Origin of the sequence: Arthrobacter sp. StoSoilB19 (assembly GCF_019977275.1) — a bacterium.
GTDB lineage: Bacteria > Actinomycetota > Actinomycetes > Actinomycetales > Micrococcaceae > Arthrobacter.
In genome coordinates this window covers 3275509-3301505 of sequence record NZ_AP024650.1, presented here as the reverse complement: position 1 = coordinate 3301505, position 25997 = coordinate 3275509, and the positions used below count along the sequence as shown (strand labels likewise).

Below are 25997 nucleotides of genomic sequence, written 5' to 3'. Positions count from 1 at the left end.
ACGCACCGGCTCCCCGCCGAATAGTCGGTGGGGAGCCGGTAACGCGTCACCTATCCCAGTCCTGAGGAGAGGGTGTCTCTGAACGAGACAGTACCGATCAGGTTCCCCGCCACGTCGGTCAGGCTCTGTGGTGGGGCGTACGCCGGCAGGCCCGCAGGGACACCCGCGTTGAGTGTGCCCGCGCCTGCGCTGCCGTTAGGCGCATTGCCGAGTTTGATAACCATGGCGTTGTTGGCGGCATCCCAGTTGAGGGTTGAGCCTGTTCCCTGGGCTCCAAAGGTGGCCGCGGCGCCGTTGAGGTAGTCCCCGCCGAGGGATACCGTGCCGACGGAGCAACCGGGGATCGTGACACCCAGTGTGTCATTGCCCGCATTATCAGTGATCGTTGCAGTGCCCGACAATTGGGAGCCGGTCCAGTTGGTGCACACCTTGGCCAGGTCCAACTTTTCCGAGAATTTGAGGGTAATGGTGTCGCCAGCGTCCGCTGAGGCCTGGCGGGTATTGGTCGAGCCGCCGTTGAGCAGCTTGACTGAGGTAACTGTGGGCCCTTGGGTGTCCTTGACCGCTGTGGCCGTGACCGTACTGCTGTTTCCTGCCGCATCGCTTGTGGTGGCAGTGATAGTGACCGTGACCACCGGTACAACCGTGGACGTCTCCTTGAGGCCCGCCAGATTGAGGCCGCCGGTTGTCCATGGCGTCCCTGATGCCGTTGCCGGGACGCTGGTGGTCGAATCGCTGACGCTCAGGTTGACGGTCAGGCCAGGATCATTGGTGCCGCTGACCTTATAGCCGCCCACGTTGCCCGAGTAGATGTACGCCGGGGTGTCAATGGTCAGCTTCGGTGCCACAGTGTCCTTCAAACTGGTGGGGCTCGGTGTAACGGCCGAACTGCTGTTGCCTGCGGCGTCCTTGACTGTGACGGCGTAGGTGACTGTTCCATCCTTGAGCGGCGTGAGGTTCAGGTTCAGTGACCAACCCGTTCCGGCGTCAGTGGCCGTGCCAGTGACCGGAGGGGCAGTAGTGGTGTCCGTGGCCGCAACCGTCACAGTGGTCCCGGCTTCGGCGCTTCCGGAGACCCGCACGGAGGAAACGGTGGAGCTGTTGACGTATATAGGCACGCCCACGCCCTGCGCTGGTGCCGGAGCGATGGTGTCCTTGGTGTTCGAAGCCGCAGTTGCCGCTCCCGTGTTCCCGGCGGCGTCCGCGGCCGTGGCGCTGTAGTTGATCGTTCCCTGCTTGAAGGTGCTCAAATCCAAGGAGGCGGACCAGCTTCCGGTTCCCGATGCGGTAGCCGTAACCGTCACCGAATGTGGGGCGCCGGAACCGGTGTCGCTGGCAGTAAGGGTGATCTTGGCCCCTGCCTCCGCCGTCCCGGTGACGGGTACGGCGGCAACGTTGGCGGAGTTCACAAAGGCGGGCACGCTGAGCCCCGGTGCGGCAGGCGCCTGGGTGTCGATCCGCACCGTCTGGCTCTGCGCCGTGCCGGCATTGCCGGCGTTGTCGGTGGCGAAGTAGGAGACCGTGTGCGTTCCGTCGCCGCTCACCGGGATGCTGGTGACGCTGCCGCCCACAGTCTGCTTGGCGCCGCCGTCGACCGCGTAGGTAATGGAGGCGACGCCGGATCCAGCCGTCCCGTCGTCGGCGGTGATGGTCACGGTGACCGGGCTGGTGCTGTTCCAGCCGGCGGCGTTGGGGGTGGGCGAAATGCCGGACACCGAGGCCACCGGGGCGGTGGAGTCACTGCTGACGCCGGTGCTGCGCGGGCTTTCCGAACCCGTCCACAGCGCGATGGTGGGGGTGACCGTGTAGTACCAGATGCCGCCCGGGACATTCTGTTCGGTGCAGGTGAGCGTGGTGACGGTCCCCGCGCAACCACCTGTTGCCGGTGTTCCGGTGCCACCGGTGGCCGCCGCGTACCTGGTGACGGTGTACCCGGTGGCCGCCCGGCCGTTGACCGTGGTGCCGGCTGCCCAGCTGACGCTGAGCGAGGCACCGTTGGCGGTGACGGCGGGCTTGGACCCGGCGGACAGCGCGTCGGCAGCGGCGGCCGCGTTGTTGCTGCTGGTGGTCGAGGCCCAGAAGGCATAGGCAGCGGTACCCGTGCCCAGCAGGAGCAGGAGCGCGGTGATGATCCAGGGCACCCGGCGGGACGGGCGGCCGAATAAAGCACGGATGGCGAGGCTCATTTGCGCACCTCCGCCGTGACGGGAAGGTGGAAGGTGGCGCCCTGGCAGGCTGCGAGAGAGGTGGTATCCATGGCGGCCGATCCTGGAAGGGTGAGCAGGGTGGACGAGTTGGCCGGAACGAAGGTGGCCGGGGACAGTGGCGCCGCGCTCCCCACGAAGCTGACTCCGGTGGTGGTGCAGCCGGGGTGTGCCGCGTCCGCGGTGGCGGCCCCGTTGGCCGTGACGCTGTAGACCTGCACGGCGTAGGGGTTGGGGTTGGTGAGGCGGAGGACGACGTCGGCAGTACCGCCGGGAACAAGCGTCGACTTTGGGTTGTCCCCGGCGACGAGCGCGTCCACGGTGACGGCCTGCATGGTGGCCGCGGCTGCGGAACCGGTGCCGGTGCCCGCGGTGCCCCAGTACGCGTAGGCGGTTCCGGCGCCGGCAGCGGCCAGGAGTCCGGCGAGGGCCGCTGCCCTGACTGCACGACGGCGGGTGGTTGGGTTGGCGGTCATCTCAGTTCCCCTGTCCTGATCCTGAGTAGGTGAGCTGGAGCGAGGCACCCTTGCAGCCGTCCTGGTTGGCGGAGGTGTCCAGCATTCCCACCCTGGGCCACACCGACGGTGCCAAACGGAGCCCGGAAAGGGAGCTGCTGCCCGCCGGAACGGAGACCGGGTAGGGGCCGCTGTACTGCGTGACCACGAAGTCCGCTGCGGTGCAGGGAAGGTTCCTGGCCACGGCGTCCGTGCTGCGGGTGACGCCTGCCACCGCCACGGACATGTTGGTCAGCGAGAGCGCCTTGTTGTTGGGGTTGCTGATTTGCAGGTCCAGGCCGGCCGACGTGCCGGGGGACAGGGTGCCGGGGACGTTTCCGGAGAGGACGAACTGCTTGATGGTGGAGTCCAGGACCAGTTGCACGTTGGCGTAGGCGTACTGGGCCTTCCCGGCGGCATCCTTGCCCGTGCCCATGAGGTAGAGGCTGTAGCTGCCGTTCGGTGAAGCGGCCGTTGTTGCCACCTGCAGGGTGGTGGAGGTGCCGGTCACCGGATTGGGCGAGAACGTTGCGGCGGCGCCGGAGGGCAGTCCGCCCAGGACGCTGAAGGTGACCGGCCCGGACAGGTTGTTCCGGGTGATCTGCAGGGTGTACACCGCGGTGGAACCGGGCGGGACGGTGAGCGAATCAGGGGAGGCGGCGACTGTCAGGCCGGAGGAGATCTTGTAGTTGACGGTGAGGCCGGCGGTGACGCTGCCGGAGACCTTGCCGCTGGTGCCGGTGATGGTCAACGAGCTGGTGCCCGCCGGGGTGGTGGCTGCCGTGCTGACGTTCAGGGTGGAAGTTGACGTGGTGCCCGAGCTGAGGGGGACGGACGACGGCGTGAAGGCACCTGTTGCTCCGGCCGGCAGTCCCGCGGTGGTCAGGTTGACCGTACCGCTGAAGCCCCCGGTGGACGTCACCGTCACCGTGTAGGCCGCGGACTGCCCCTGCTGGACCGACTGGCTGGCGGGCGAGACCTGGACCGTGATGCCCGCTTTGGTGCTTTGCGTTGCGGCGAACAGCGCCCCCGCGCTGGCCAGCATCACCGCAAGCCCGATCAGCGCCACCTTGATGGCCTGCCGCAGGCGATGCCGCGGTTGCCCGTCTTTGTTGTGCACCCCGTGCCCCTTCCACTTTGGTGCGGTTGACGACGAACCGGGGACGGGGTTTTCACCCGTCCCCGGCCCGCTCGTTTGTTAGTTGCTGCCGACGGTCACAGTGATCGTGGCGCCCTTGCAGGCACTCTGGTCGACCGTCGCGCTGTCGTTGAGGGTGAGGGTTCCGGTGCCCAGAGGCGTGGCCGTGGCCTTGGCCGGTACGTTAGTGGCGCCGGCGGGAGCCGTGGCCGAGAACCAAGCTGGCAGGCAGCCGTCGACGCTTGTAGTAACTACCGGCGTGGCAAGCGTCACCTGGGTGTTGCTCGCGTTCGGGTTTGCGGCCGTGTAGGTGATGGTCTGCGGCGTACCGGGCGCCACACCCGGATCCACCGTCACGTTGATGGTGACGGCCTGCGTGCCGGCTGCCGCCGCTGCAGAGCCGGTGCCGGAGCCCGTGGTGCTCCAGTAGGCGTAGGCGGCGCCGCCACCGGCTGCCAGCAGCGTGGCGGAAAGTGCAACAGCGGCGATCTTGTTCTTCTTGGTCATTGGGCGCATGGAAAGACTCCTTGTGAATGTGATTGAGAACCCGTTCCCCCATGAGCGGCCCCATCCTGGTGCCTTTCGGTGGATCGATGACCCAATGTTTTCGGCTGGCGCTCTGCCCAACAACACGTACCGGTACTCGAATTTTCAGGGGAGTGTGAATTCCACTACTGGGATTCGTGCGCCCCTACTCGGGTGGCCAAAGTCAAAGCGGGTGCCAATGCCCCCAGTCCGCTGTCCGCAGCCGGCGGGGCGACGACGACGGACGGACGTATGCTGTTGGCGTCAGTAACGATGTCTCGCTGGAGAGGAGTTCCGGCATGCTTGACGGTCCCAGCGCAGGAGTCAGCATCGGCGCGTTGGTGGCGGTGGCTGTTGCCCTGTACATCGTGCTGGTGGTGCGCCGCAGGAAGTGAACTTCGACGCGCTTCGTGATTTTCGACGCGCATATTCCGTGGCGCGGCTCGAATGTGGGCGGCGAAAGGGAATGTGCGCGTCGTGGGCGAATATGCGCGTCAATCAACGCAGGGACGCGAGCGTACGACGGCGGCCGCGTCCCGCCGTCGTACTTCCCGCTTGGGGTGCGGGGGCCGGCGGCTTTTTCGGATCGACGCTGATCCGTGCCTCCGCCGCAGGCCCCTGGTCTTGTGTGGAACGTTAAGTTGGATGCCTGGCGGCGCCCTTGCTTAGCGCCGCCAGGCTTCTGAGACCGTCGGTGTTATCCGACGCAGGCGCGGGTTGACTGGGACCCAGTACCCAGGTGCATCAGCGATGCGCTCCCGTCCTTCACGCATCACTTTGGAGGGAACGCCTCAAGGACGTCCCCGGATCCGGTCAAGAATTCATCAAGGTCGGCTCAATATTGACCGCTTGATTCCGGTGCGCGGCAGCGAGGAAGGCCGGCTTACCGCGTATCCACGTCCTCGAACACCAGGAACGTCTGCGTGTCCAGCACGCCGGGCATGGTCTGCAGCTGGTCGAAGATGACGCGGCGCAGGTCGATGTTGTCCACGGCCCGGACCAGCAGGATCACGTCGAAGTCGCCGCCCACCAGCGCGATGTGGTGCACCTCCGGGATGGCGCCCAACTGGTCGCGGAGTTCCCGCCACGAATCCTGCTTCAGCTTCAGCGTCACGTAGGCGGATGACTTCAACCCTGCCTTGATGGGATCCACCAGCGCGGTGAACCGGGTGAGCACGCCGTCACCGGTCAGCCGGGCAATGCGGGAATAGGCATGCGCCCGGGAAATGTGCACGTTTTCCGCCACCTGCGTGACGGACATGCGGCCGTCCCGGGTGAGTTCGCTGATGATGCGCCGGTCGATCTCATCCAGCGGAACCTCGGCCGCCACATCCTTGCCCGCCATTGTGCACTCGGCTCCCGTTGGTACTCCACCTCACGAATACAAATCGTCTTCCATAGTAGGCAGATTTGAGGAGAGTCTCCGTGGCAGGAGCGCGCGGGAATACAAAACCGGCAGCAGGAACGCCGCTGGAACGAATGATGCTCGGCCGGTCGGCCTTTCCCGGGCCGTCCGGGGTGTGGATCAGGACCCGCCGTGGCGGGTCCCGGTCCCCTCCGCTGCGCCGCGGATGAAGTCGCAGTCGCCGGGGGAGAGCACGGTTTCGCCATGCCGGTCCTGTTCGAATTCGACTCCGGGGCTCTTCGTGATGGCCGCCGCGACGGTGCGCGGAAGGATCCTGCAGCCGGGATTATCAACCAGCCATTGCCGCGTGTCCGGGTCGAGCCTGTCCCACAATTTGGCTATTTCCATAGCTAACGCCCCCGCCTGTCACTGCTGTTAGGAAAATGCCGCAGTCCCGGATGTCCCGGGACGGTGCGTACCCGCATCATCCGAGTGTGGGCCTTCGGGAGACAGGGGTCAATGCACTTCTTTCCGTTGGCCGCCAGGCTTTCGCGCCCGGATGGAAGCAGGTGCAGTTTCCCTGCCCGGCATTTTGTCCACGGCTCCGGTCGGTAATCCACGTCACAGTTACAAATCGTCTTCCAAACCCGGCACTTCAGGGCAGCTTCTCCACGATTTGCGCAGGTGCTGGATACGAAACCTCGCCCGGGACAATACTGGGAGGGAATAGTGGCTACCGAAGGACGGACCAATGACGATCTCCGCAGACCACACCGCGCCGGACACCGCCAGCACCGAGCCCGCAGACGATGCGCTCACGGAAGCTGTGAAGAAGTTCGGCATCACGGTGGAGGACTACATGCTCCCCGCCCGGCACCAGATCCAGATGGTGGATCCGGACGGCCGGCTCATCCCGGACAGCGAGCAGGGCACCCAGCCCGGCCACGAATACCCTGTACCCGGCGATGACGAACTGCTGGCAGCGTACGAACGCCTCGTCGTCGGACGCCGCGTCAACGACCAGAACTCCGCCCTGGTCCGGCAGGGCCGTATGGCCGTCTACCCCTCCAGCCACGGCCAGGAAGCCTGCCAGGTGGCCGCCGCCCTCTGCCTGTCCGAGCGTGACTGGATGTTCCCCACCTACCGCGACGCCGTGGCCGTGATGACCCGCGGCGTGGACCCGGTACAGGTGATGACCATCTTCCGCGGCGACTGGCACGGCGGCTACGACCCCCTCAAATACAAGGTGGGCATCCAGTGCACGCCGCTGACCACCCAGTTGCTGCATGCCGTGGGCGTGGCGCACGCCGCCAAGCTCCGCGGCGAGGACACCGTGGTGCTGGCCATGTGCGGTGACGGTGCCACCAGCGAAGGCGACTTCCACGAAGCCCTCAACTTCGCCGCCGTCTTCCACCTGCCGGTGGTCTTCTTCGTCCAGAACAACAAGTACGCCATCTCGGTGCCCCTGGCGCACCAGTCCGTGGCGCCGTCGCTGGCGCACAAGGCCGTGGGCTACGGCATGGCCGGCGAACGCGTGGACGGCAATGACGTGGTGGCCCTCCTCGCCGTCCTGGACCGCGCCGTGAAACTCGCCCGCGAAGGCTCCGGACCGCTCCTGGTGGAAGCCAACACCTACCGCATGCAGGCCCACACCAACGCCGACGACGACACCCGCTACCGGGAAAACAGCGAGGTTGCGGAGTGGCGGGCCAAGGATCCGGTCAACCGGATGCGGACGTACCTGACGGACCGGGGGCTGCTGGATGACGACGCCGAAGCACGCATCGCTTCCCACGCTGAAGCGGTTGCCGCCCAGCTGCGCGAGGGCTTGAGCGAGGACGTGCAGGTGGACCCGCAGGAACTGTTCCGCCACGTCTTCGCCCGGCAGACGCCGCAGTTGAAGGAACAATCCGCCATGCTCGCCGACGAGCTGGCCCGCGACGCAGCAGCTACTGATTCACAGGAGGCCGGCAAGTGAGCCCCACCATCACCACCTCGTCCGAAGCCAACGGCAACGTCAGTGCCGCCACCGCCCGGGCCGCAGCCTCGGCCGCCGCGTCCGCCGAAGCCGCGGGTCCCCAGCCCGTCACCATGGCCAAGGCCCTCAACACCGCCCTGGCGGACGCCATGCACGCCGACTCCTCCGTCCTGGTGTTCGGCGAGGACGTGGGCATGCTGGGCGGGGTCTTCCGCATCACCGACGGCCTCACCGCCACGTTCGGCGAACAGCGCTGCTTCGACACCCCGCTGGCCGAGTCCGGCATCGTGGGAATGGCCGTGGGCATGGCCATCAACGGGATGCGCCCGGTGATCGAGATGCAGTTCGATGCGTTCGCCTACCCTGCGTTCGAGCAGATCGTCAGCCACGTGGCCAAGATGCACAACCGCACCAAGGGGGCCGTGAAGCTGCCCATGGTGATCCGCATCCCGTACGGCGGCGGCATCGGGGGAGTTGAGCACCACTGCGACTCCTCCGAGTCCTATTACGCCCACACCGCCGGCCTGAAGGTGTACACCCCCGCCACGGTGGCGGACGGCTACCGGATGCTGCGCGAAGCCATCGACTCCGACGACCCCGTCGTCTTCATGGAGCCCAAGAAGATGTACTGGACCAAGGACTCCGTGGACCTTGCCGAGCTCCGCCGCCTTCACGAGGAAGGTGCTTCCGCGGAAGGCACGACGGCGGGACGCACCTCCGAAGGCCGTGCCGCCGTCGCACGTCCCGGCACGGACGCCACGCTGATTGCCTACGGCCCGTCCGTCCCCACCGCGCTCGCCGCCGCCGAAGCGGCCGCGTTGGAAGGCCGCTCGCTGGAGGTCATCGACGTGCGGACCATCGTCCCGTTCGACGACGACACCGTGTGCGCGTCCGTCCGCAAGACCGGCCGGGCCGTGGTGATCGCCGAGGCGCACGGCTTCGCGTCCGTGTCCTCCGAGATCGTGGCCCGGGTCCAGGAACGCTGCTTCCACTACCTGGCCGCCCCCATCCGCCGCGTTACCGGATTCGACGTCCCCTACCCGGCACCCAAACTCGAGAAGTACTACCTGCCCGGCGTGGACCGCATCCTCGACGCCGTTGACGACCTTCAGTGGGAGAACTGACCATGAGCGAACCACGTGTGTTTTTGCTGCCCGACCTCGGCGAGGGCCTTACCGAAGCTGAACTCGTCTCCTGGCACGTTGCCGTGGGCGACGAGATCGCCGTCGACCAGCCGATTGCCGAGGTGGAGACCGCCAAGTCCGCCGTGGAGGTACCGTCCCCGTATGCCGGAATCGTCACCGAACTGCACGGCCAGCCCGGCGAGACCCTGGACGTGGGGAAGCCGCTGATTACGGTGACGCCTGTTGGTGCTAATGCCGGGGCCGCCGCGGATGATGCCGCCCCCGCCCCTTCGCCGGCCCAGCCGGAAGTACAGCCCACAGAGACCGAGCTTGCCGGGCCCAAGCCGGCCAATGCGGCAGCCGAAGCCTACCGGGAAGAAGAGAAGGCCGGATCCGGCAATGTGCTGATCGGTTATGGGACTCCCGGCGGACACGGTGTTGCCCGGCGCACCCGTGCCCGGAAGACCGCCGTCGCCCTCGCTGAGCCGGCTGAACCGAAGCCCACCGAGGACGACCTCACCCTCCTGCGCACCCGCGTCCCCGGCAAGCTCGGCGCGGTGATCTCGCCGCTGGTCCGGCGCATGGCCCGGGAGCACGGCGTCGATCTCGGGGACATCTCAGGCTCCGGCGACAGCGGCCTGATCATGCGGCGCGACGTTGAGGCTGCGCTGCGGACCACTGCACCGGTGGAAGCCCCCGCAGCCAAGCCCGAGGAGGCCAAGCCCGCCGAAACGCGGCCGGCCACGGCGCCCCGGGAAGCCGCCCCGGCCAACGGCGTGGACGCCCGCACCGGGCTTGGCATTGCCGCCCGCACCCCGGTCCGTGGGGTCCGCAAGGCCGTGGCCGCCAACATGGCCCGCAGCCGGGCCGAGATCCCGGAAGCAACCGTATGGGTGGATGTGGACGCCACCGCACTGATGGAGCTCCGCGAGGGACTTAAGGCCAACGGCGCCGAGGCTCCTGGCCTGCTGGCATTCATCGCCCGTTTCGTCACCGCAGGGCTGAAAAAGTACCCGGAGCTGAACACCCGGATCGAAGCCGCGGAGGACGGGTCGCAGGAGATTGTCGCGTTCGACGGCGTCAACCTGGGCTTCGCGGCGCAGACCGACCGGGGCCTGGTGGTCCCGTCCGTCCGCGGCGCCGAGAAGCTCAGCGCCAGGGAGCTCGACGGCGAGATCCGCCGCCTCACCCAGGTGGCCCGGGACGGCAAGGCGACCCCCACCGAGCTGGGCAGTGGCACGTTCACCCTGAACAACTACGGCGTGTTCGGTGTGGACGGGTCCGCGGCGATCATCAACCATCCGGAGGTGGCCATCCTCGGCGTCGGCCGGATCATCGACAAGCCGTGGGTGGTCAACGGTGAGCTGGCGGTCCGCAAGGTCACCGAACTCACGCTGACCTTCGACCACCGCGTCTGTGACGGCGGCACCGCCGGCGGCTTCCTCCGCTTTGTGGCAGATGCCATCGAAAACCCCACGTCGCTGCTGGCCGACATTTAGTGGCCGCTGTTTGAGGGATGAATTCTTGGTGCAATTCGTGGCGCCATTTCCCCTAATGGAAATCTGAATTAGGGTAAGAGGCACCACGCGGTAAACCTTTGTGGGCCTTTCCAGGGGCCGCCCCTGGCGGGGGTATATATGTGCCATCTGGAAACGAACCAAGGAGATTCTGATGTTGCTTTGGATAGCCATTATCATCGCGGTCCTCTGGCTTCTGGGCCTGCTCGCCAATATCGGCGGGGGACTGATCCACATACTTCTGGTTGTCGCCGTGGTGGTCCTGATCTTCCATTTCCTGCGTGGCAGGACCCGCGCCTGACATTCCTGCAAAGGCCCGTCCGTCAGACAAAGGCCCGGTCCCGGTAGTCGGCTAGCACCCGCAATCCAGGGCCGGGCCTTTGCGCGGGCTCGTGCGGGGCCCTGCACCCAAAATGTCAGGGAATCATCATCCTGTAGACACCCGGCAGTCAGCTTGCGCAGGAAGGATATGAGACAGGGGGACCTGTAAGCCAAGAGAAAAGGATGAGTCGTGACAAGTCTTGACCCCCATGTCGTTGGATCCTGCAGTGAGCTCGTTTCCGGCGATGCGATCGAAGCTTTCTACCAGAACACGTTGATTCATCGGGGCCCGGTGACGGACACAGACCCGGAATACGGGCGGTTTTGGATTCTGGACACATTGACCGGAAGCAGGTGTCTGCTCGATATCTTTGAACTCGAAATTGTCCGTATTCCGCCGCCTATGGCCGAGTCAGGGACAGGGCTTTTTTCCCGTAACGCGCACCAAAAGGAAACCGGCGCAACCTCATACTGGCGCACGGTATCCCCATTGGGCTGACGGTCCTCCCCGTAATCAACCTAACGCGTAGCCCCCTCAAGGCCCTGAACGGAAATATGAGTACCCACTACTCGTGACCGAATGCGCGGCTTGTCCGTAGGCTGAATTGACTAGGGGGACCAGGCTCCCGTCCAAGGTCTTCTGGGAGGAGCGAAACTCTTGAAGAGGATTCAGCATCGTGCATGGACTTGCGTCGTCCTCGTCTTGGTTATGACGCTTTTATCAGCTGTGGCATGCGGCGACCTCAGGCGTGCTCCAGGTTCATCGCCGCCCCAGGGAGCCGAACCGGAGAGCACGGTCTCCGATTCTGCGCAGGCGGCGACGGACGTCCCTTCCGCGGCCTCTGAGTCAGCACAGCCACCAACAGAGGAGCCATCGCCTGGTTCGGTACCGCCCCTTGTCCTCGATCGACCCTCAGACCCTTCTGCAGCCTCCCTGTCCGTGCCAGTGGGAGACCTGCCTGGCTGGAGGCAGGTTTTTGTTGAGGACTTCGCCGAAGGAGACGTTGGCACTGGCGGATTCCCGGGCCCCGTCTACGGCACGCGCTGGAGCGCCAACTACGCGGACGGCACGCCGGACACAGCCGCCCAGCAGCAAAACAAGGGCGAACGGACATCCGGGTATTTCCCGTCGAAGGTCCTGAGTGTCCACGATGGCGTCCTGGACTTCTACCTGCATTCTGAAAACGGTGTGGCAATGGGTGCTGCTCCGTCACCGAAACTGGATGGGGCCAGCCAGCGGCCGTACAACAGCTTGGTGTACGGGCGCTATTCGGTCCGCTTCAAGGCCGATGTCCTGCCGGGATTCAAACTGGCGTGGCTGCTGTGGCCGGACAGCAAGCGATGGCCCGAGGACGGCGAGATCGATTTTCCCGAGGGAGACCTGTCAAAGCTCATCTACGCAGCCGTACACGGCGTGGAGAACGGCGTGCACCGTTGGGACGCCCTGCGTCCGGAAGTACCGTACGGGGACTGGCATATCGCTACTACTGAGTGGCGTGCCGACGGCATCGAATTCTTCCTTGATGGAAATTCGATCGGTGTGTCCAGGTCGTTCGGACTGAACACACCCATGCACTACATCCTGCAGACCGAGTCCTGCTCGCCAAAATGCCCGCTGCCCGAGACCAGCGGCCACGTCCTGGTCGACTGGGTGTCCATCTGGGCTAAGTCCTAGCCACGGCGAAGGCTTGGACTGACCCAACCAGCCATGGCTCGACGGCGGCCCCGCGCCGTCGTCGTTCCTTTCAAGTTTTTCGGCACAAGGGTCTTTACGCACTGGCCACATGTTATTAAAGTGGGTTGGGTCATAGTCCGGATGGGCGCCGGGGGCGTCCGGGAAGGGGGAGTGCATCACCACTGACCGTTACCTACAGACAAATGACCACTACGTTGAAAGCCCCTCCTGGGAGGGGCTTTCCCTTTGCCCGGAACAGGACAGGAACCGGCGATGGCTACTCCACGAGTTGACCCAGGCGGGCCCGGAGGGCACGCCGCTCCGCCTCATTGCCGGTGAGGATCAGGGCTTCCTGGAACGCCACCCGCGCCTCCTCCGGGTGCCCAAGCCGGGCCAGGAAGTCGGCCCGCGCCGCGGCAAGATACGGGTACCGGGCGAGCTGCGGCTCGGCACCGAGCGCATCCAGCTCCGCCAGGCCTTCCGCATAACCCACGGCGAAGCCCAGCGCGATGGCCCTGTTGAGCTGGACCACCGGGGACGGCCACCTTTCCATCAGCAGGTCATACAGGACCAGGATCTCCTGCCAGTCGGTGTCGGACCAGGATCCGCTTTCATCGTGCACAGCGGCAATCGCGGCCATCAGGGCGAACCTGCCGGGAGGCCGCGAAACCAAGGCCTCCCGCAACAGCCCAACACCTTCCGCGATGGCACGCCGGTCCCATTTCGACCGGTCCTGGTCCTCGAGCAGAACCTGGTCGTCGTGCTTGTCCACCCGGGCGTCCCTGCGGGCGTCCGTAAGCAGGACCAGGGCCAGCAGGCCGGCAACATCGGGGTCAGCGGGTAGCAGGACCCGCAGTGTCCTGGCCAGCTCCAAACCGCGTTCGGCAAGGTCGCGGCGCATCAGGTCCGAACCTGACGGGGAGGTGTGCCCCGTCGTGTACACCAGGTACACCACCGACAGCACGCCGTCCACGCGTTCGTGCAGCTCAGACACCGGCGGTACCCGGTAGGGGATGCCGGCGGCGGCAATCTTCTTTTTCGCGCGGGTGATCCGTGCCGCCATGGTGGCTTCCGGGACCAGGAACGCGCGCGCCACATCGGCGGTGGACAGTCCGCACAGCAGCCGCAGCGTCAGCGCCACCTGGGCTTCGAGCGCCAGGGCGGGATGGCAGCAGGTGAAAATCAGCCGGAGCCGGTCGTCCGGGATGTCATCAGCGTCCGGCGCGTCGTCGCCATACTCCTCAGGTTCCAGCAGCTTGGGCAGGGCCCGCTGGAGGGTGGCCACGCGGCGCCGCATGTCCAGGGCCCGCCGTCGTGCCGTAACCGTAAGCCAGGCCCCCGGATTCCTGGGGATTCCGTTCACGCCCCACGTGGACAAAGCACTGGCATACGCGTCCTGGACCGCCTCTTCGGCGGCGTCGATATCCCCGGCAACACGCACCGTGGCCGCCAGCACGAACCCCCATTCGCGCCGGTGGGCGTCGGCCACTGCCGCGGCGACCTCGGAGCTGGCGGCGTGCGGCATCAGCTGACCACCCGAACGGGCCAGACCTCGACTCCAACCCCGGCGGGTACCTCCTTGGCGATTTCGAGGGCTTCATCCAGGTCGGCTGCCTCCACCAGGTAATAGCCGCCCAGGGTTTCCTTCGACTCCGCGAACGGACCATCCGAGACCAGGAACCCGCCCGACCCATCACGCCGGACGGACGTCACGGTCGAGGATGGCTGCAGGGCGGCCCCGTTGATCAGGTTGGAACCGCGCCGCTGCATGAACTCCTGGTAGCTGGCGCTGATCGACTCGCCTTCGGCCTGCCGCGCTACCGCCTCATCCTGGAAAATCAGGATCAAATACTTGGACATGTCGTGCTCCCTTCGCTGTTGGCCGGAGCCCTTCAGTGGAGCCCCTACCCATACGACGCGCACCGGAAGCGAAAATCGACAGCAGCGCGGGAATCCCCTTCCATTTCCAAGGTACCCCGCCGCGGGGGCCTTGCCGCAAGGCCCCGGGGGTGCCGCATACTGGCGATCGACTATTCGTGGATTGAGGGGGACGGCATGCATGACGTGGTGATTGTGGGGAGTGGGCCCACGGGGTTGATGCTGGCGGGCGAGCTGCGGCTGGCGGGGGTGGACGCCGTTGTCCTTGAACGGCGGGAGTCCCAGGAGTTGGCGGGCTCCCGCGGGGGCGGAATCCATTCCCGCACCCTTGAACTGCTGGACCAGCGCGGCATCGTGGACAGGTTCCTTGCCGAGGGCAAAACGATTAACGCGGCCACGTTCGGCAACACCCCGCTGGACCTGGGCGGGCTGCCCACCCGGCATCCATACACGCTGGCGCTGTTCCAGAACCACATTGAGCGGCTGCTGCTTGAGTGGGTGGAGGAGCTGGGCGTACAGGTCCGGCGCGGCGTGGAGGTCACCGGCGTGGAGGCGGACGACGGCGGCGTGGCCGTTCATCTTGGCGCCGGCGGATCGCTGCGGGCCCGGTATGTGGTGGGCACCGACGGGGGCCGCAGCACGGTGCGGCGTTCGGCGGGCATCACGATGGCGGGCCCGGACGCAACCCGGAGCAGCCTGATTGCCGAGGTGAAGGTGGCGGGGGAGCCTGTCCAGCAGGGAAAGGTGGACGCCCGCGGCATCCACGGCCTCTACCCGATGGGGGACGGCACGGTCCGCGTGGTGGTGACCGAGGCTGTGCTCGGTCCAACCACCGAGCCCACCCTGGCGGACCTGCGGCAGGCGCTGACCGACGTGTTCGGCACCGACTTCGGCGTGCACAGTCCCACCTGGCTGTCACGGTTCACCGACGCCACCCGCCAGGCGGAGACCTACCGGAAGGGCCGGGTGCTGCTGGCCGGCGACGCGGCGCATGTCCACTCACCGACAGGCGGGCTCGGTATTGGCCTCGGCGTGCAGGACGCGGTCAACCTTGGGTGGAAGCTGGGGCAGGTAGTGCGGGGCCTCTCCGGTGAGGAACTGCTGGAGACCTACCACGCGGAGCGCCACCAGGCGGGGGAGCGGGCGCTGAAGTACACCATGGCGCAGTCGCTTTTCCAAAAATCAGACCCCCGGCAGGAGGCGCTGCGCGACCTGCTTGGCGAGGTGCTCCGCGTGGAGGGGGCCGGGGTTCCCATCGCGGCGCTTGTGACAGGGCTCGACGTGGCCTACGACCTGGGCGCCGGCCATCCGCTCCTGGGTCGCCGGATGCCGGACCTGGACGTCACCACTGCCGAAGGTCCCATCCGGGTCTTCGAACTGCTGCACCAGGCGCGGCCCCTGCTGCTGGACTTCAGCGGGCAGGAGTTGGGTGCGGGCCTTTCCAACGGCAGGGTGCGGGATGTTCCGGCCACGTACGACGGCGGCTGGCAGCTTCCCGTGCTGGGTGCTGTGGGTGCGCCCGCCGCAGTCCTGGTGCGGCCGGACGGGTACGTCGCCTGGGTGGGCGCGGGCTCAGCAGACGGGCTTGCCGAGGCCCTGGACACTTGGTGCGGCAGGGCCGGCGGCTGACCTCTCAGCGCAAGTTACTGCTTCGGCCCGGCGATGTTCACCAGCCACTGGACACCGAATTTGTCGGTGCACATGCCAAAGGTGTCACCCCAGATGGCTGTGTTCAACGGCATTGTCACCGTGCCGCCCTCGGACAACTTCTCCCAGTAGCCCCTGAGTTCCGCGTCGTCACCGCCGCTGAGGGAGATGCTGAACGTGTTTCCGGGCGTGTAGTCCATCCGCTGCGGGGTGTCCGACGCCATCAGGGTCAGCCCCGTTGGGGTATCGAGTTGTGCGTGCATGACCAACTGGTCTTCGGAGGGATCCTGGCTGGCCTGGAATTCCGCGAACGTGCCGATGTTCAGTTCACCGCCAAAGACGTCTTTGTAGAACTCCATGGCTTCACGGGCATTGTTTCGAAAGCTCAGATAGGGATTGAGCCGGGTGGGCATACGGGGACTCCTTTTGTGAGCGGGACTTCGTTGTCGGCACGCGTCATGCTAACAGGGCCCTCCCCAAGCGGGAAGGGGTGGGGTGAAGCCTCAGTCGTCGAAGTGGGCCTCAGCTGTTCCAGGGCCCGAGAACCGGTCCACCAGCGTTTCGGCGAGTTCGTTGAGCTTTTGGTTTCGAGTGCTGGAGGCGTTGCTGAGAAGGCCGAAGGCGGCATCCCTGCTGCAGTTGTTCTGGGCCATAATGATGCCGCAGGCCAGGTCGATGGCGGTCCTGGTGTCCATGGCCGACTTCAAGTGCTCGGCCCGCTGTTCCGCAGCCACGATCCGGACTGCGAGCCGCAGGGCCTTTCCCGCCATCTCGGCGAACCGGAGCCCATCAGACACCGCCTGCTCAGAGAAGCACCCCGTGGAGGGGGCGAAGAAATCCAGGACTGCCCCGGCGTCGTCATTCATCTTCATGGGGATGCCAAGGGCACTGGCAACCCCCGCGGCAGAAAGGGCGCTCCGGTATTCCGGCCACCGCAGGTCGGACGAAACGTCTCCCAACAGGACGGGAACTCCGCTTTCCAACGCTTCCACGCAGGGCCCGTCTCCCAGCGTTTGTTCAATCCGGTCAAGCACCGCGGCCCTGCCGCTGCTGCCGCCGATGGTGGCCGTACGCTTGCGCCGGTGCAGGGTGACAGCGCATTCGATGGGCACTCCGGTAGTGCTGGTCATGCTGGCTGCCGCGAAGCCGGTGAGTCCATCCAGCACCGACTTGATGTCCTCCGTCCCGGCGATCAGATCCACAATCCCTTCAAAGTCGTCCGCCATGTCCTGGTCCACCATCTGTTCAATGTAGAAGCAGCAGGAATCAGCCACAAGGGCGGGATCAGCGCACCGATACCAGCCTTCTCCAAGCCCGCGCACAGCGCAGTTATGGAAACGTTATATATGCTTGCTTAGTGGTTTTTAGGTCCAGCAGCGGAAATTTGTCAGTACCGGAACGCCCGTCGGCGCCCCAAACGGGGCTGATCGCGGGGCGCAAGCATGCCCTGGATGGGCTCCGGAGCATCGCCGTGGCGGGCGTGTTCTTTTTCCATACCGCCACCGACTCCATGCCGGGTGGATCCATCGGTGTTGACGTGTTCTTCACGCTGAGCGGCTTCGTGATCACGCTGCTGATCATGAAGGAACGGATCGCCACCGGCCGGCTCCACCTGGGCGTCTTCTACGCCAAGCGCCTGGCCCGGCTTTGGCCGGCGCTCCTGGCACTCTGCGCGGTGATCGTCGCCGTCGGCCTTCTGTTCCCGGCGTCAGGCTGGGGCGGCCAGGCGGGGTTCGTCCTTCCCGCTGCCGCGTACGTGATGAACCTGGCGCACTTTGGCATGTTCGGCGAGTCCATCGCGGGTGAAACCCTCGGCCCCACCTGGACCCTCGCCGTGGAAGAGCAGTTCTACCTGGTGTGGCCGCTGCTCCTGCTGCTGATGCTCCGCTTCTGGAAGGTCCGTACCTCAGCCTTGGCCACCGTCGCCCTGGCCGCCGTCTTCGTACTGAACCGGTTCCTGCTGGTGAACGCGGGCGAGCCGCTGGACCGCATCTACAACGGACCGGACACCCGGGCGGACGAACTGCTGATCGGCTGTGCGCTCGCCTTGATGTTCACGGCCGTGCGGGACGGTTCCCGGCTGCACCGCGCACTGGTGTCCGCTGCCCGCTGGGCTGCACCGCTGGCCGGCATCTCCCTGGTGGCAGCGCTGTTCCTGCTTAAGGAGCCGGACACCCCCGGCGACTGGTTCAACCTGTTTTGGACGTGGGGGCCCGCGGCGCTCGCGTTGTTGTCCGCGGTACTGATCGGTTCCCTGGTGCTCCAGCCGGCCGGGTTCCTTTCCCGTATCCTCAGCCACCCCTGGCTGGCCCGCCCCGGCCGCGATCTGTCCTACGGCCTGTACCTCTGGCACCTGCCGGTCTACCTGCTGCTGATGCCCCTGATCCCGGCGCTGCCGCTCCGCATCGCACTGACCGCAGCCCTCACGGTATTGCTGGCGTACGCGTCGTTCCGCTTTGTTGAGCGGCCGCTCCGGGGATGGGCGAACAAAAGGCTGGAGCCCGCCGTCGACCGTTCAACGCCTGCAGGTTCCACTCCCGGGACTCCGGGCCGAGCGCCTTCCGCGCCTAATGCTTCCAAGCAACCAGCGCAGGAACCCGAGCCTGCCGGCCAATTGATCAACTGACGCCTGACCAACCGACGCCTGAAGCTGCAGGTCAGTCCTTTCGGATGCTGGGCATACCCATGGACTCCGGTTTGGCGGCGCTGGAACAGTCCGGGCAGCACGCAGTGTTTTCGGCTTCGTCAGCCACCACGTGGGGAACGGCGCAGCAGGCGTCCCCGCGCCACGCGTTGACGCCTTCACGCACCGCAATGCCGGCGATCACCAGCGCCGCGCCGGCGTCTGCCCACCACCAGCCCAGGGTGCTGTTCAGGACCAGGCCAACCAGCAGCACGGCGGAGAGGTAGGTGCATAGCAGCGTCTGCTTGGAATCGGCCACCGCTGTGCGTGATCCCAGTTCCCGCCCAGCCCTGCGCTGGGTCCAGGACAGGACCGGCATGACGGCCAGGCTCAACGCCGCGATCACGATGCCGGGCACTGAGTGCTGGGCTTCTCCCGCACCCGCCAAAGAGCGGATGGCATTCACAGCCACGAATGCGGCCAGGGCGAAGAATGAGATGGCGATGATCCGCAGGGTCAGATGCTCACGCCGCTCCGGGTCCTTGGCGGAGAACTGCCAGGACAATGCCAGTGCGGAGGCTACTTCGATCACCGAATCCAGGCCGAAGCCGATCAGCGCCGAGGAGTCGGCCGCGCCGCCCGCCCACAGGGACACGACGGCCTCGATGACGTTGTAGGTGATGGTTGCTCCCGCCAGAAGCCGGATTCGCCGGCTCAGCACCCTGCGGCGTTCCGCGGTGGGGGAGTTAAGCGCAGCGGTCATGCGAAGCATTCCCCATCAGGGGCGCAGCAGGCTGGGTCCACCGCGAGGACAACATTGATGAGGTCCTTGATAGCGTGGCCGATCCGGGCGTCCGCCAGTTCATAACGGCTCCGCCGCCCGTCCCGCACCGCAACCACCAGTCCGCAGCCGCGCAAACAGGTCAAGTGATTGGACATGCTCTGCCGGGACACCCCTAAGTTGTCCGCCAGGTCGGAAGGATAGGAAGGGGCGTCTGCAAGTGCCAGCAGGACTCGGGCGCGGGTAGGGTCCGACACCGCATAGCCAAAACGGGCCAGCACAGGGGCGTGGGTGAGGGTCTGGATGGGCTCGAGGGTTTGCATGGTCTTAGAGTACATCCATCACTGTATTCAGGTGAAGATGAACTGTAATCCCAGCCCCCGCGACAAGTTTTTCGGCTTGAACAACCGCCGCTGCAGTGGAGGGGGCGGTTCACTTTCGGTGGCCCACCGGCAATTGTCAGACCCCCTTGTCATGATGGGTTTATGGGGAAAGCGGCGGTGGTGAGGGCGTTCGAGGAGATTCGCGCTGCCCTTGCTGTGCTTCAGGCTGAGGTGGACGGGGCGGGTTCGTTGCCGTTCTCGGATATTGATCCGCTGGCCGGTCTGGCCGATGGCTGCCTGGATATTCTTGCCGGGGCCCGGGAGGTCGAGGCGCGGGTTGCGGGGGTGAAGGCGAAGGCTGCGGTGGGGTACGCGGAGGCTGCGCATGCTGTGGCGGGGCCGGAGGTGCCGGTGGTGGCGCAGGAGATGGCGGTCGCGGCGGAGATCGGGTGCGTGCTGGCGTTGGGTCCGCGGGCGGCGGCGTCGTTCCTGGCTACCTCCCATGCCCTGACCAGCAGCTTGCCGCGGACTTTGGAGGCGTTGCAGTCCGGGACCCTGTCGTGGCAGCACGCGATAGTGCTGGCAGATGAGACGGCGTCCCTTGATGTGGCGGGGGCGGCGGCGTTGGAGGCGCATTTCCTGGACCCTGAAGCACAGGATGCCGCCCGGGGCTGTCCTGCCGGGGAGCTGCCGGCGCACCGGTTCCGGGTCAAGGCCCGGACCTGGCGGGAGCGCCACCACGCCGAATCGATGGAGAAGCGGCACGCCAGGGGTGTGGCGGAGCGGCGGGTGGAGTTCCGGCCGGACCGGGACGGGATGGCGTGGCTGGGCGCCTACCTGCCCGCGGACCAGGCCATGTCCGGCTGGAACCGGCTCACCGCTGCCGCACGGGGCCTGCAGGGCCCGGCCGAGGACAGGACCATGCCCCAGCTGCGGGCCGACAGTTTCGCCGCAGCGATCCTCGGCAGCGGCGACACCCGGGGCGGCAGTACCAGTCTCACCAGTGCCAGTGCCAGTGCCACTGCCGGCGTCGTGGCTGCTGCGGGGCCGGGTGCCGGTGCCGGTGGCACTGACGGCGCCGGGCCGGGACACTTGGCGCCGGTCCGCGCCGAGGTGCTGGTTACGGTTCCGGTGTTCGCGCTGATGGGTTTGACGGATGAGCCGGGGATGCTGGACGGGTATGGTCCGGTGCCGGCGTCGATGGCGCGGCGACTGGTCGCGGACGGGGCGGGCTCGTTTTACCGGGTGTTGGTGGATCCCCGGGACGGGGCGCCGTTGGAGATCGGCCGGAAGAGTTACCGGGTTCCCAGGGCGATGCGGGCCTGGCTGCGGATGCGGGACGGGAAATGCCCGTTCCCGGGCTGCAGCAACACCTCCCTGGACACGGAGGCCGACCATCTTCTCGCCTGGCACCACGGCGGCACCACCGGAATCAGCAACCTGGGACAGCCCTGCCCGAAGCACCACCGGCTCCGGCACACCACCGGCTGGAAACCCACCCCGGCCAGCACGAACGAACCACCCAGCTGGACCTCACCCACCGGCCGCCACTACACAAGCGAACACCAGGACTGGGAACCACCAAAGTGGCCGCCAGGGTTCCTGCCCGGCGAACGAAGCCAGTCCCGCCAACGAAGCCGGGCCCGCGAACGAAGCCTGCCCGGCGAACGAAGCCTCCCGGAGAAGCACGCCTTCAGCCCCATGCCGTGTGAGCCGCCGCGCCGGTAGACCGGCCTGTAGTCCTGCTACCCCAGGGGGTTGGCCGATTGGCAGGTCTGGTCGCTGCCCGTCTGGGCCACCACGCCGCCTGAGGAGTCGGCGGACGACGGCGGTGCGGCGGGTTTGGTGCCGGCGGCAAAGTCCGTGCCCGCGTACAGTTGCACGCCCTGGATGTTCGCCACCTGCTGCACGTTGCCTGCGGGCAGGCCGAACAGCGCGGCCACGTCCGCGGCCACGTCCTCGAACCCGGCCGAGTAGTAGACCATGGTCTTCTCCTGCGCCTGGGCCTGCAGCTTGGTCAGGTTGGTGAAACCGGCCTCAGAGAGCAGCCCGGCAATGGCATTGCTCCGCCCCGTCACGCCGGTGCCGTTGGCAATGGAGACGGGCTGCAGCGACTTGTCGTAGGCGGGTGCCGCGGGAGTTGCGGGCGCCTCCGTGGGGGAGGCGGAGGAGGGCTGGCTCAGGTCCGGGCTGCTTCGGAGCGCGGCGAAGAAGTTGGAGGCTGTCGGCTCATTCAGTGCCAGCCGGTTGGGGTCCGCCGGCGCCGGCACCGTGGGCGTGGTGATGAAGTTGATGTTGGCCGGGTCGATGTTCTTCAGCCGGTTGGCGATGGTCAGCAGTGATGGGATGGAGGACAGGCCCGAGTCAACGGTCAGGTTCCTGGTGATGGTGTCGGCAATGGTCAGGGTCTTCTGCGGATTGCCCAGCGTGCCCTCGGACTTGAGCTTCCGGCTGAGCGAAGCCAGGAAGCCCTGCTGGGCCTGGATGCGCCCCAGGTCCCCGCCGTTGGCGAAAGCGTGCCGGGTCCGCAGGAACGCCAGCGCCTGTTCGCCCTGCACCTGGGACGTTCCGGCAGGCAGGTTCAGCCCGCTGTCCGGATCGTGCACGGCATCGCTGACGCAGACCTCCACGCCACCCACGGCATTGGACAGTTCCTTTACCGCGTTGAAGTCGGCCATCATGAAGTGGTCCACCTCCAGGCCGGTCAGTTTGTTCACGGTGTCCACGGCGCAGCCGATGCCGGCCTGTGCCATGGCGCTGTTGATCATCACGTCCTGGCGGGCGGGATATGCCTGCTTGGTTTTGGGGTCCGTGCACGCCGGCACGTCCACCAGCAGGTCGCGCGGGAAGCTGACCACGTTGACGTGCTTGTTGTCCGCGGAAATGTCCAGCAGCATCATGACGTCGGACTGGCCGTAGCCGGAGGAGTCCTCCGCGCTGCCGTACTGGCTGTTGCTGCCGTCCCGGGTGTCGGAGCCCAGGACCAGGATCTGCATCCGGTCCGTGCTGTCGTTCACGGTCCCTTCGGTCCGCTCCCCACCCGCCGTCAGTTCAGACGTTGTGATGTTCGACTGCAGGCGCCACGCCCAGTAGCCGCCGAAGGCCACGGCACCGACAAGCAGCGCGGACACCACGGCGGTAACGGCCTTGAGCCAGCGCGGGACACGGCGTACAGGCCGACGGCGGCGCAAACTGGCGGCGTACAACTCGCCTTGGCCGGGGTAGGCGCCGGGGGCGGAGCCAACCTGATCCGGGCCGGGGGATTTTCTGGAACCGAACACGAAAAAATGACCTTCGGGAGGGGACAGGTTTCGGCTACCCTACAGGCCCAAGCTGGCAATTCCCCAAGAACGGCAGCCTGCAGCCGCGCCGTCCCGGTCCTGGCGGCGGCAGAGGGCGTACTCTTTTTTCTCGGCGGGTACCCGCCCCGGAGATGGGCCCGGCCATGGGGGAAGCCCTGCTGTGCAGGCTGAGGAACGGACAGATGAATACAGGACAAAAGCAGCGCGTGGCGGGCCGTCCTGCCCGGCGCGGGCTGGGCAAAGTGGCGGTGTGGCTGGTGGATGACTCCCCGGGACGCCTCCGGCCGCTGATCCTGGCGGTGGTCCTCACGCTCTCGGCGATCGGACTCGTGGAGGTGGCATCGGCGTCGTCCGTGGAATCTGTGGCGGCAGGAAACAATCCGTACGACCTGCCCCTGAAGCAGGCCATGTGGACCGTGGCTGGCGTGGTGATCATGCTGGTGCTGGCCCGGATGCCCGTGCGGCGGATCCGATGGCTGGGTTGGCCGCTGCTGATCGGCTCCCTTGTTGCCCTGGTGCTGGTGTTCACACCGCTGGGAATGTCCGTCAACGGCAACCGGAACTGGCTGAGCGTGGGAGGTTTCACCGCGCAGCCCTCCGAGTTCGCAAAGCTCTCGCTGATCGTCTGGGCCGCCGCCATCCTGGACCGCAAGCAGGCCCTCCTGGGGCAGTGGAAGCATGCGGTCATTCCGTTGGCACCCGCCGGGGGACTGATCATGCTGATCGTGGCGCTGGGGCACGACCTGGGCACCACCATGATCATCATGATGATCCTCGCCGCCACCATGTTCTATGGCGGAGTCCGGATGAAGGTGTTCTCGGTTGCGGGGCTGGTCTGCGCGGTGGCAGCGCTCCTGCTCGCGGCCACCAGCGGCAACCGGATGGGGCGGATCTCATCGTGGCTGGGCATGGGATCCGACGAGGACGCACAGGGAATGGGCTACCAGGCGCAGCACGGCGCGTACGCCCTGGCCTCCGGCGGCTGGTTTGGCGTGGGCCTGGGACAGAGCCGGCAGAAATGGAACTGGATCCCGGAAGCCCACAACGACTTCATCTTCTCCATCCTCGGCGAAGAACTCGGCCTGGCCGGAACCCTGCTGGTGCTGGGGCTGTTCGCCATCCTGGCCATCGCGGTGTTCAAGACCATTGCCCGCACCACGGACACCTTCTCGCGGATCGTGGCCTGCAGCGTGATCACCTGGATCCTGGGACAGGCCGTGATCAACATCGCCATGGTCAGCGGACTGCTGCCGGTGATCGGCGTGCCGCTGCCGTTCATCTCCTATGGCGGATCGGCCATGGTCTCCTCACTGGCCGGCATCGGGGTGATCCTGGCGGTAACGCGTCCGGAAGGTGTACACCCTCACCCCACCCGGTCCCGTCGCGCCGGACCCGGCCGTCCCGTGTCAGCCCGGCCCGTGTCAACCCGAGCTGTGTCCGGCCGGGCCGTGAAGCAGGCCCGGGAGCATGCGTACCAGCGGTAGCGCCGGCGGGACAACTCCTCCGGCGCCGATGACTGCCATCCGCTTCATCCTGGTCTTCGGGGTGGTCAGTGCGCTGATGGACATGGTCTACGAAGGGGCGCGGAGCGTCACCGGCCCATACCTGGGTGCGCTGGGCGCGTCCGCGCTCCTGGTCAGCGTGGTCACGGGGGCTGGTGAAGCGGTGGCCTTGGTGCTCCGCCTGGTGTTTGGGCGGCTGGCCGACCGGCCGGCGCTGCGATGGACGCTCGCACTCAGCGGTTATGCCCTGACCGCGCTGTCCGTGCCGTTGCTGGGGATCACCGATGCGCTGTGGATAGCCTGCCTGCTGGTCCTGGCGGAAAGGCTGGGCAAGGCGGTGCGGAGCCCGGCGAAGGACACCATGCTGGCCGAGGCCGGTTCAGCGATGGGGCAGGGCAAGGCGTTCGCGCTGCACGAGGCGCTGGACCAGGTGGGGGCACTGGTGGGGCCGCTGCTGGTGGGGGCGGCCCTGGCGCTGTCCGGCAGCTACGGTCCCGGGTTCCTGCTCCTGGCTGTTCCAGGGCTTGCTGCCATGCTGATTCTGTTCCGCCTCAGGCGACGCGTTCCCGACCCCGGTGTCTACGAGCCTTCCGCCGCGCCGCCAGCCCCACCCAGCCCCGCTCCCGCCAGCCCCGTTCCCGCCCAGGACACAATTGCTGGGAAGCCGGCCCCAATGCCGCGCCAGTACTGGCTCTACGCAGCCTTCAGCAGCCTGACCATGTTCGGCTATGCCACGTTCGGCCTGCTGTCGTTCCATCTGGTGGCCACCGGACTCCTGCCACCCTCATTGGTCCCGGTGCTTTACGCCGCGGCCATGGGAGTGGATGCCGTGGCGGCATTGGTTTCCGGCTGGCTTTTTGACCAGGTGGGGTTGAAGGTTCTCCTGGCCCTTCCGGTCCTGGCCGCCGCGGTCCCGTGGCTGGGCTTCAGCAACAGCACGGCGCTTGCGGTGGCGGGGGTGCTGCTGTGGGGAGCAGCGATGGGTGTCCAGGAAAGCACCATGCGGGCCGGGGTGGCGGGCCTCGCTCCGGTGGCCCGGCGGGGGAGTGCTTACGGGATGTTCACTGCCTGCTACGGCCTTGCCTGGCTGGCCGGCAGTTTCGTCATCGGCCTGCTCTACGAGATCTCAGTTCCTGCACTTGCGGTTACCGTCACGGTGGTCCAGGCCGCGGCCCTGGCGGTCTTCGCCGTCGTGCGTCCGCACGCCTCCGGCAGGGAAGGCCAACCGCCGTCTTCGGGGAACGAAACTACCTAGGCGACCGCCCCGGCAATCTCGGGGCACTCAACGCAGCGGACGTCCGCAACCAGGGACCCGGCGTCGTCCTTTTGGAAATGGGTGACGTGATTGGTGGTCCTGCCGCAGGTGGGGCAGAAGCTCTGGCTTTGTTTTGTCCACATGCATGAATAATACGGAACGCCCCTACAAAGAGAAGATCGCGGGGCGAAGTATGTGGATCGCCGCAGTTTTCCTTTACCGGATCTTGACCAAAGCTGCTGGCGATCCTTCAGGAAATGCTGAGTTTCGCCGCATAGCTTGGGCTCATCAGGCAGTACGGAAGGAGCGCAGGACAATGACCATTACCGATTACTTTGTGGCTCTCGGCGGCATGCTGGCTTCAC

The 25997-nt window shown here is 66.5% G+C and carries 25 protein-coding genes; 11 read left to right on the top strand and 14 right to left on the bottom strand.

All coding sequences use genetic code 11. The annotated features are described in order from the left end of the window. Positions 1-50: 50 nt before the first annotated feature. The 6 genes from LDO86_RS15235 to LDO86_RS15210 form a co-directional block, all read right to left on the bottom strand. The gene (locus LDO86_RS15235; protein WP_018768688.1) at positions 51-2186 is read right to left on the bottom strand and encodes an Ig-like domain-containing protein; all 2136 of its coding nucleotides are present in this window, start codon (positions 2184-2186) and stop codon (positions 51-53) included. After that, positions 2183-2680, bottom strand: a complete 498-nt coding sequence (locus tag LDO86_RS15230) for a hypothetical protein (RefSeq protein WP_018768687.1) — start codon at positions 2678-2680, stop codon at positions 2183-2185. The genes LDO86_RS15235 and LDO86_RS15230 overlap by 4 nt, the downstream gene beginning before the upstream one ends. Before the next feature lies 1 nt (position 2681). Next, complete coding sequence (locus LDO86_RS15225; RefSeq protein ID WP_018768686.1) at positions 2682-3818, bottom strand: hypothetical protein; 1137 nt, start codon at positions 3816-3818, stop codon at positions 2682-2684. Positions 3819-3896: 78 nt separating this feature from the next. Further along, entirely contained in the window at positions 3897-4352 is a 456-nt protein-coding gene (locus LDO86_RS15220) for a hypothetical protein (RefSeq protein WP_026265679.1), read from the bottom strand. Positions 4353-5244: 892 nt separating this feature from the next. Next, positions 5245-5706: an Lrp/AsnC family transcriptional regulator gene (locus LDO86_RS15215; protein ID WP_018768683.1), complete on the bottom strand. Its 462-nt coding sequence runs from the start codon at positions 5704-5706 to the stop codon at positions 5245-5247. A 180-nt stretch (positions 5707-5886) separates the two neighbouring features. Beyond that, complete coding sequence (locus LDO86_RS15210; protein WP_018768682.1) at positions 5887-6114, bottom strand: hypothetical protein; 228 nt, start codon at positions 6112-6114, stop codon at positions 5887-5889. 343 nt (positions 6115-6457) lie between these two features. On the opposite strand from LDO86_RS15210, the gene pdhA reads away from it, so the two are divergent. The 6 genes from pdhA to LDO86_RS15180 all read left to right on the top strand — a co-directional run bounded on the left by pdhA (position 6458) and on the right by LDO86_RS15180 (position 12321). Then, positions 6458-7684 carry a pyruvate dehydrogenase (acetyl-transferring) E1 component subunit alpha gene (pdhA, locus tag LDO86_RS15205; RefSeq protein WP_018768681.1) on the top strand — a complete coding sequence of 409 codons (1227 nt, stop codon included), beginning with the start codon at positions 6458-6460 and terminating at the stop codon, positions 7682-7684. Beyond that, positions 7681-8808, top strand: coding sequence for a transketolase C-terminal domain-containing protein (locus LDO86_RS15200; RefSeq protein ID WP_018768680.1), 1128 nt, complete (start codon positions 7681-7683; stop codon positions 8806-8808). Before pdhA ends, LDO86_RS15200 begins: the two co-directional genes overlap by 4 nt. 2 nt (positions 8809-8810) lie before the next feature. Continuing rightward, the gene (locus LDO86_RS15195) at positions 8811-10307 is read left to right on the top strand and encodes a dihydrolipoamide acetyltransferase family protein (protein ID WP_018768679.1); all 1497 of its coding nucleotides are present in this window, start codon (positions 8811-8813) and stop codon (positions 10305-10307) included. A 172-nt stretch (positions 10308-10479) separates the two neighbouring features. Then, positions 10480-10626, top strand: coding sequence for a lmo0937 family membrane protein (locus LDO86_RS15190; protein WP_018768678.1), 147 nt, complete (start codon positions 10480-10482; stop codon positions 10624-10626). Positions 10627-10836: 210 nt separating this feature from the next. Then, positions 10837-11145, top strand: a complete 309-nt coding sequence (locus LDO86_RS15185; RefSeq protein WP_186447800.1) for a hypothetical protein — start codon at positions 10837-10839, stop codon at positions 11143-11145. Between the two features lie 447 nt (positions 11146-11592). Beyond that, entirely contained in the window at positions 11593-12321 is a 729-nt protein-coding gene (locus LDO86_RS15180) for a glycoside hydrolase family 16 protein (RefSeq protein WP_018768677.1), read from the top strand. A 277-nt stretch (positions 12322-12598) separates the two neighbouring features. Here the strand turns inward: LDO86_RS15180 and LDO86_RS15175 are convergent, their stop codons facing one another. Beyond that, the gene (locus tag LDO86_RS15175; RefSeq protein ID WP_018768676.1) at positions 12599-13846 is read right to left on the bottom strand and encodes a DUF6596 domain-containing protein; all 1248 of its coding nucleotides are present in this window, start codon (positions 13844-13846) and stop codon (positions 12599-12601) included. Next, positions 13846-14181, bottom strand: coding sequence for a YciI family protein (locus LDO86_RS15170; protein WP_018768675.1), 336 nt, complete (start codon positions 14179-14181; stop codon positions 13846-13848). Before LDO86_RS15170 ends, LDO86_RS15175 begins: the two co-directional genes overlap by 1 nt. A 195-nt stretch (positions 14182-14376) precedes the next feature. Here LDO86_RS15170 and LDO86_RS15165 point away from each other — a divergent pair, with 195 nt between their 5' ends. Then, the gene (locus LDO86_RS15165) at positions 14377-15828 is read left to right on the top strand and encodes an FAD-dependent monooxygenase (RefSeq protein WP_026265678.1); all 1452 of its coding nucleotides are present in this window, start codon (positions 14377-14379) and stop codon (positions 15826-15828) included. A 14-nt stretch (positions 15829-15842) separates the two neighbouring features. Here LDO86_RS15165 and LDO86_RS15160 read toward each other — a convergent pair whose 3' ends face one another. Both LDO86_RS15160 and LDO86_RS15155 read right to left on the bottom strand, forming a co-directional pair. Next, positions 15843-16259 (bottom strand): VOC family protein, encoded by a 417-nt coding sequence (locus LDO86_RS15160; protein WP_018768673.1) that lies wholly within the window; start codon positions 16257-16259, stop codon positions 15843-15845. A gap of 90 nt (positions 16260-16349) precedes the next feature. Continuing rightward, positions 16350-17087, bottom strand: coding sequence for a GAF and ANTAR domain-containing protein (locus tag LDO86_RS15155; protein ID WP_043424841.1), 738 nt, complete (start codon positions 17085-17087; stop codon positions 16350-16352). Between the two features lie 143 nt (positions 17088-17230). Here LDO86_RS15155 and LDO86_RS15150 point away from each other — a divergent pair, with 143 nt between their 5' ends. Continuing rightward, a complete protein-coding gene (locus LDO86_RS15150; protein ID WP_018768671.1) occupies positions 17231-18472 on the top strand; it encodes an acyltransferase in 1242 nt (413 codons plus the stop codon). Between the two features lie 31 nt (positions 18473-18503). On the opposite strand, the gene LDO86_RS15145 is transcribed toward LDO86_RS15150, so the two are convergent. Next, positions 18504-19232: a cation transporter gene (locus tag LDO86_RS15145; RefSeq protein WP_018768670.1), complete on the bottom strand. Its 729-nt coding sequence runs from the start codon at positions 19230-19232 to the stop codon at positions 18504-18506. Then, complete coding sequence (locus LDO86_RS15140) at positions 19229-19555, bottom strand: winged helix-turn-helix domain-containing protein (RefSeq protein WP_026265677.1); 327 nt, start codon at positions 19553-19555, stop codon at positions 19229-19231. Before LDO86_RS15140 ends, LDO86_RS15145 begins: the two co-directional genes overlap by 4 nt. A 180-nt stretch (positions 19556-19735) precedes the next feature. Here LDO86_RS15140 and LDO86_RS15135 point away from each other — a divergent pair, with 180 nt between their 5' ends. Next, the gene (locus tag LDO86_RS15135) at positions 19736-21301 is read left to right on the top strand and encodes an HNH endonuclease signature motif containing protein (protein WP_224084051.1); all 1566 of its coding nucleotides are present in this window, start codon (positions 19736-19738) and stop codon (positions 21299-21301) included. Positions 21302-21318: 17 nt separating this feature from the next. On the opposite strand, the gene LDO86_RS15130 is transcribed toward LDO86_RS15135, so the two are convergent. Continuing rightward, entirely contained in the window at positions 21319-22854 is a 1536-nt protein-coding gene (locus LDO86_RS15130) for an LCP family protein (RefSeq protein ID WP_026265676.1), read from the bottom strand. 203 nt (positions 22855-23057) lie between these two features. Between LDO86_RS15130 and ftsW the strand changes: the two genes are divergently transcribed. Both ftsW and LDO86_RS15120 read left to right on the top strand, forming a co-directional pair. Next, positions 23058-24359 carry a putative lipid II flippase FtsW gene (gene ftsW / locus LDO86_RS15125; protein WP_224084050.1) on the top strand — a complete coding sequence of 434 codons (1302 nt, stop codon included), beginning with the start codon at positions 23058-23060 and terminating at the stop codon, positions 24357-24359. After that, positions 24343-25632, top strand: a complete 1290-nt coding sequence (locus LDO86_RS15120) for an MFS transporter (RefSeq protein ID WP_224084049.1) — start codon at positions 24343-24345, stop codon at positions 25630-25632. Before ftsW ends, LDO86_RS15120 begins: the two co-directional genes overlap by 17 nt. On the opposite strand, the gene LDO86_RS15115 is transcribed toward LDO86_RS15120, so the two are convergent. Next, positions 25629-25775, bottom strand: a complete 147-nt coding sequence (locus tag LDO86_RS15115; protein WP_155845532.1) for a hypothetical protein — start codon at positions 25773-25775, stop codon at positions 25629-25631. The two genes, LDO86_RS15120 and LDO86_RS15115, sit on opposite strands and share 4 nt — an antisense overlap. Between the last annotated feature and the right edge of the window lie 222 nt (positions 25776-25997).

Excerpts from the sequence above, each read along its gene's own strand:
- LDO86_RS15115 (WP_155845532.1), bottom strand. The coding sequence starts at position 25,775 with ATGTGGACAAAACAAAGCCAGAGCTTCTGCCCCACCTGCGGCAGGACC.
- LDO86_RS15175 (WP_018768676.1), bottom strand. The coding sequence starts at position 13,846 with ATGCCGCACGCCGCCAGCTCCGAGGTCGCCGCGGCAGTGGCCGACGCC.
- LDO86_RS15145 (WP_018768670.1), bottom strand. The coding sequence starts at position 19,232 with ATGACCGCTGCGCTTAACTCCCCCACCGCGGAACGCCGCAGGGTGCTG.
- LDO86_RS15170 (WP_018768675.1), bottom strand. The coding sequence starts at position 14,181 with ATGTCCAAGTATTTGATCCTGATTTTCCAGGATGAGGCGGTAGCGCGG.
- LDO86_RS15195 (WP_018768679.1), top strand. The coding sequence starts at position 8,811 with ATGAGCGAACCACGTGTGTTTTTGCTGCCCGACCTCGGCGAGGGCCTT.
- LDO86_RS15135 (WP_224084051.1), top strand. The coding sequence starts at position 19,736 with ATGGGGAAAGCGGCGGTGGTGAGGGCGTTCGAGGAGATTCGCGCTGCC.
- LDO86_RS15120 (WP_224084049.1), top strand. The coding sequence starts at position 24,343 with ATGCGTACCAGCGGTAGCGCCGGCGGGACAACTCCTCCGGCGCCGATG.
- LDO86_RS15235 (WP_018768688.1), bottom strand. The coding sequence starts at position 2,186 with ATGAGCCTCGCCATCCGTGCTTTATTCGGCCGCCCGTCCCGCCGGGTG.
- pdhA (WP_018768681.1), top strand. The coding sequence starts at position 6,458 with ATGACGATCTCCGCAGACCACACCGCGCCGGACACCGCCAGCACCGAG.
- LDO86_RS15215 (WP_018768683.1), bottom strand. The coding sequence starts at position 5,706 with ATGGCGGGCAAGGATGTGGCGGCCGAGGTTCCGCTGGATGAGATCGAC.
- LDO86_RS15190 (WP_018768678.1), top strand. The coding sequence starts at position 10,480 with ATGTTGCTTTGGATAGCCATTATCATCGCGGTCCTCTGGCTTCTGGGC.
- LDO86_RS15165 (WP_026265678.1), top strand. The coding sequence starts at position 14,377 with ATGCATGACGTGGTGATTGTGGGGAGTGGGCCCACGGGGTTGATGCTG.
- LDO86_RS15220 (WP_026265679.1), bottom strand. The coding sequence starts at position 4,352 with ATGCGCCCAATGACCAAGAAGAACAAGATCGCCGCTGTTGCACTTTCC.
- LDO86_RS15210 (WP_018768682.1), bottom strand. The coding sequence starts at position 6,114 with ATGGAAATAGCCAAATTGTGGGACAGGCTCGACCCGGACACGCGGCAA.
- LDO86_RS15155 (WP_043424841.1), bottom strand. The coding sequence starts at position 17,087 with ATGGTGGACCAGGACATGGCGGACGACTTTGAAGGGATTGTGGATCTG.
- LDO86_RS15230 (WP_018768687.1), bottom strand. The coding sequence starts at position 2,680 with ATGACCGCCAACCCAACCACCCGCCGTCGTGCAGTCAGGGCAGCGGCC.
- LDO86_RS15160 (WP_018768673.1), bottom strand. The coding sequence starts at position 16,259 with ATGCCCACCCGGCTCAATCCCTATCTGAGCTTTCGAAACAATGCCCGT.
- ftsW (WP_224084050.1), top strand. The coding sequence starts at position 23,058 with ATGAATACAGGACAAAAGCAGCGCGTGGCGGGCCGTCCTGCCCGGCGC.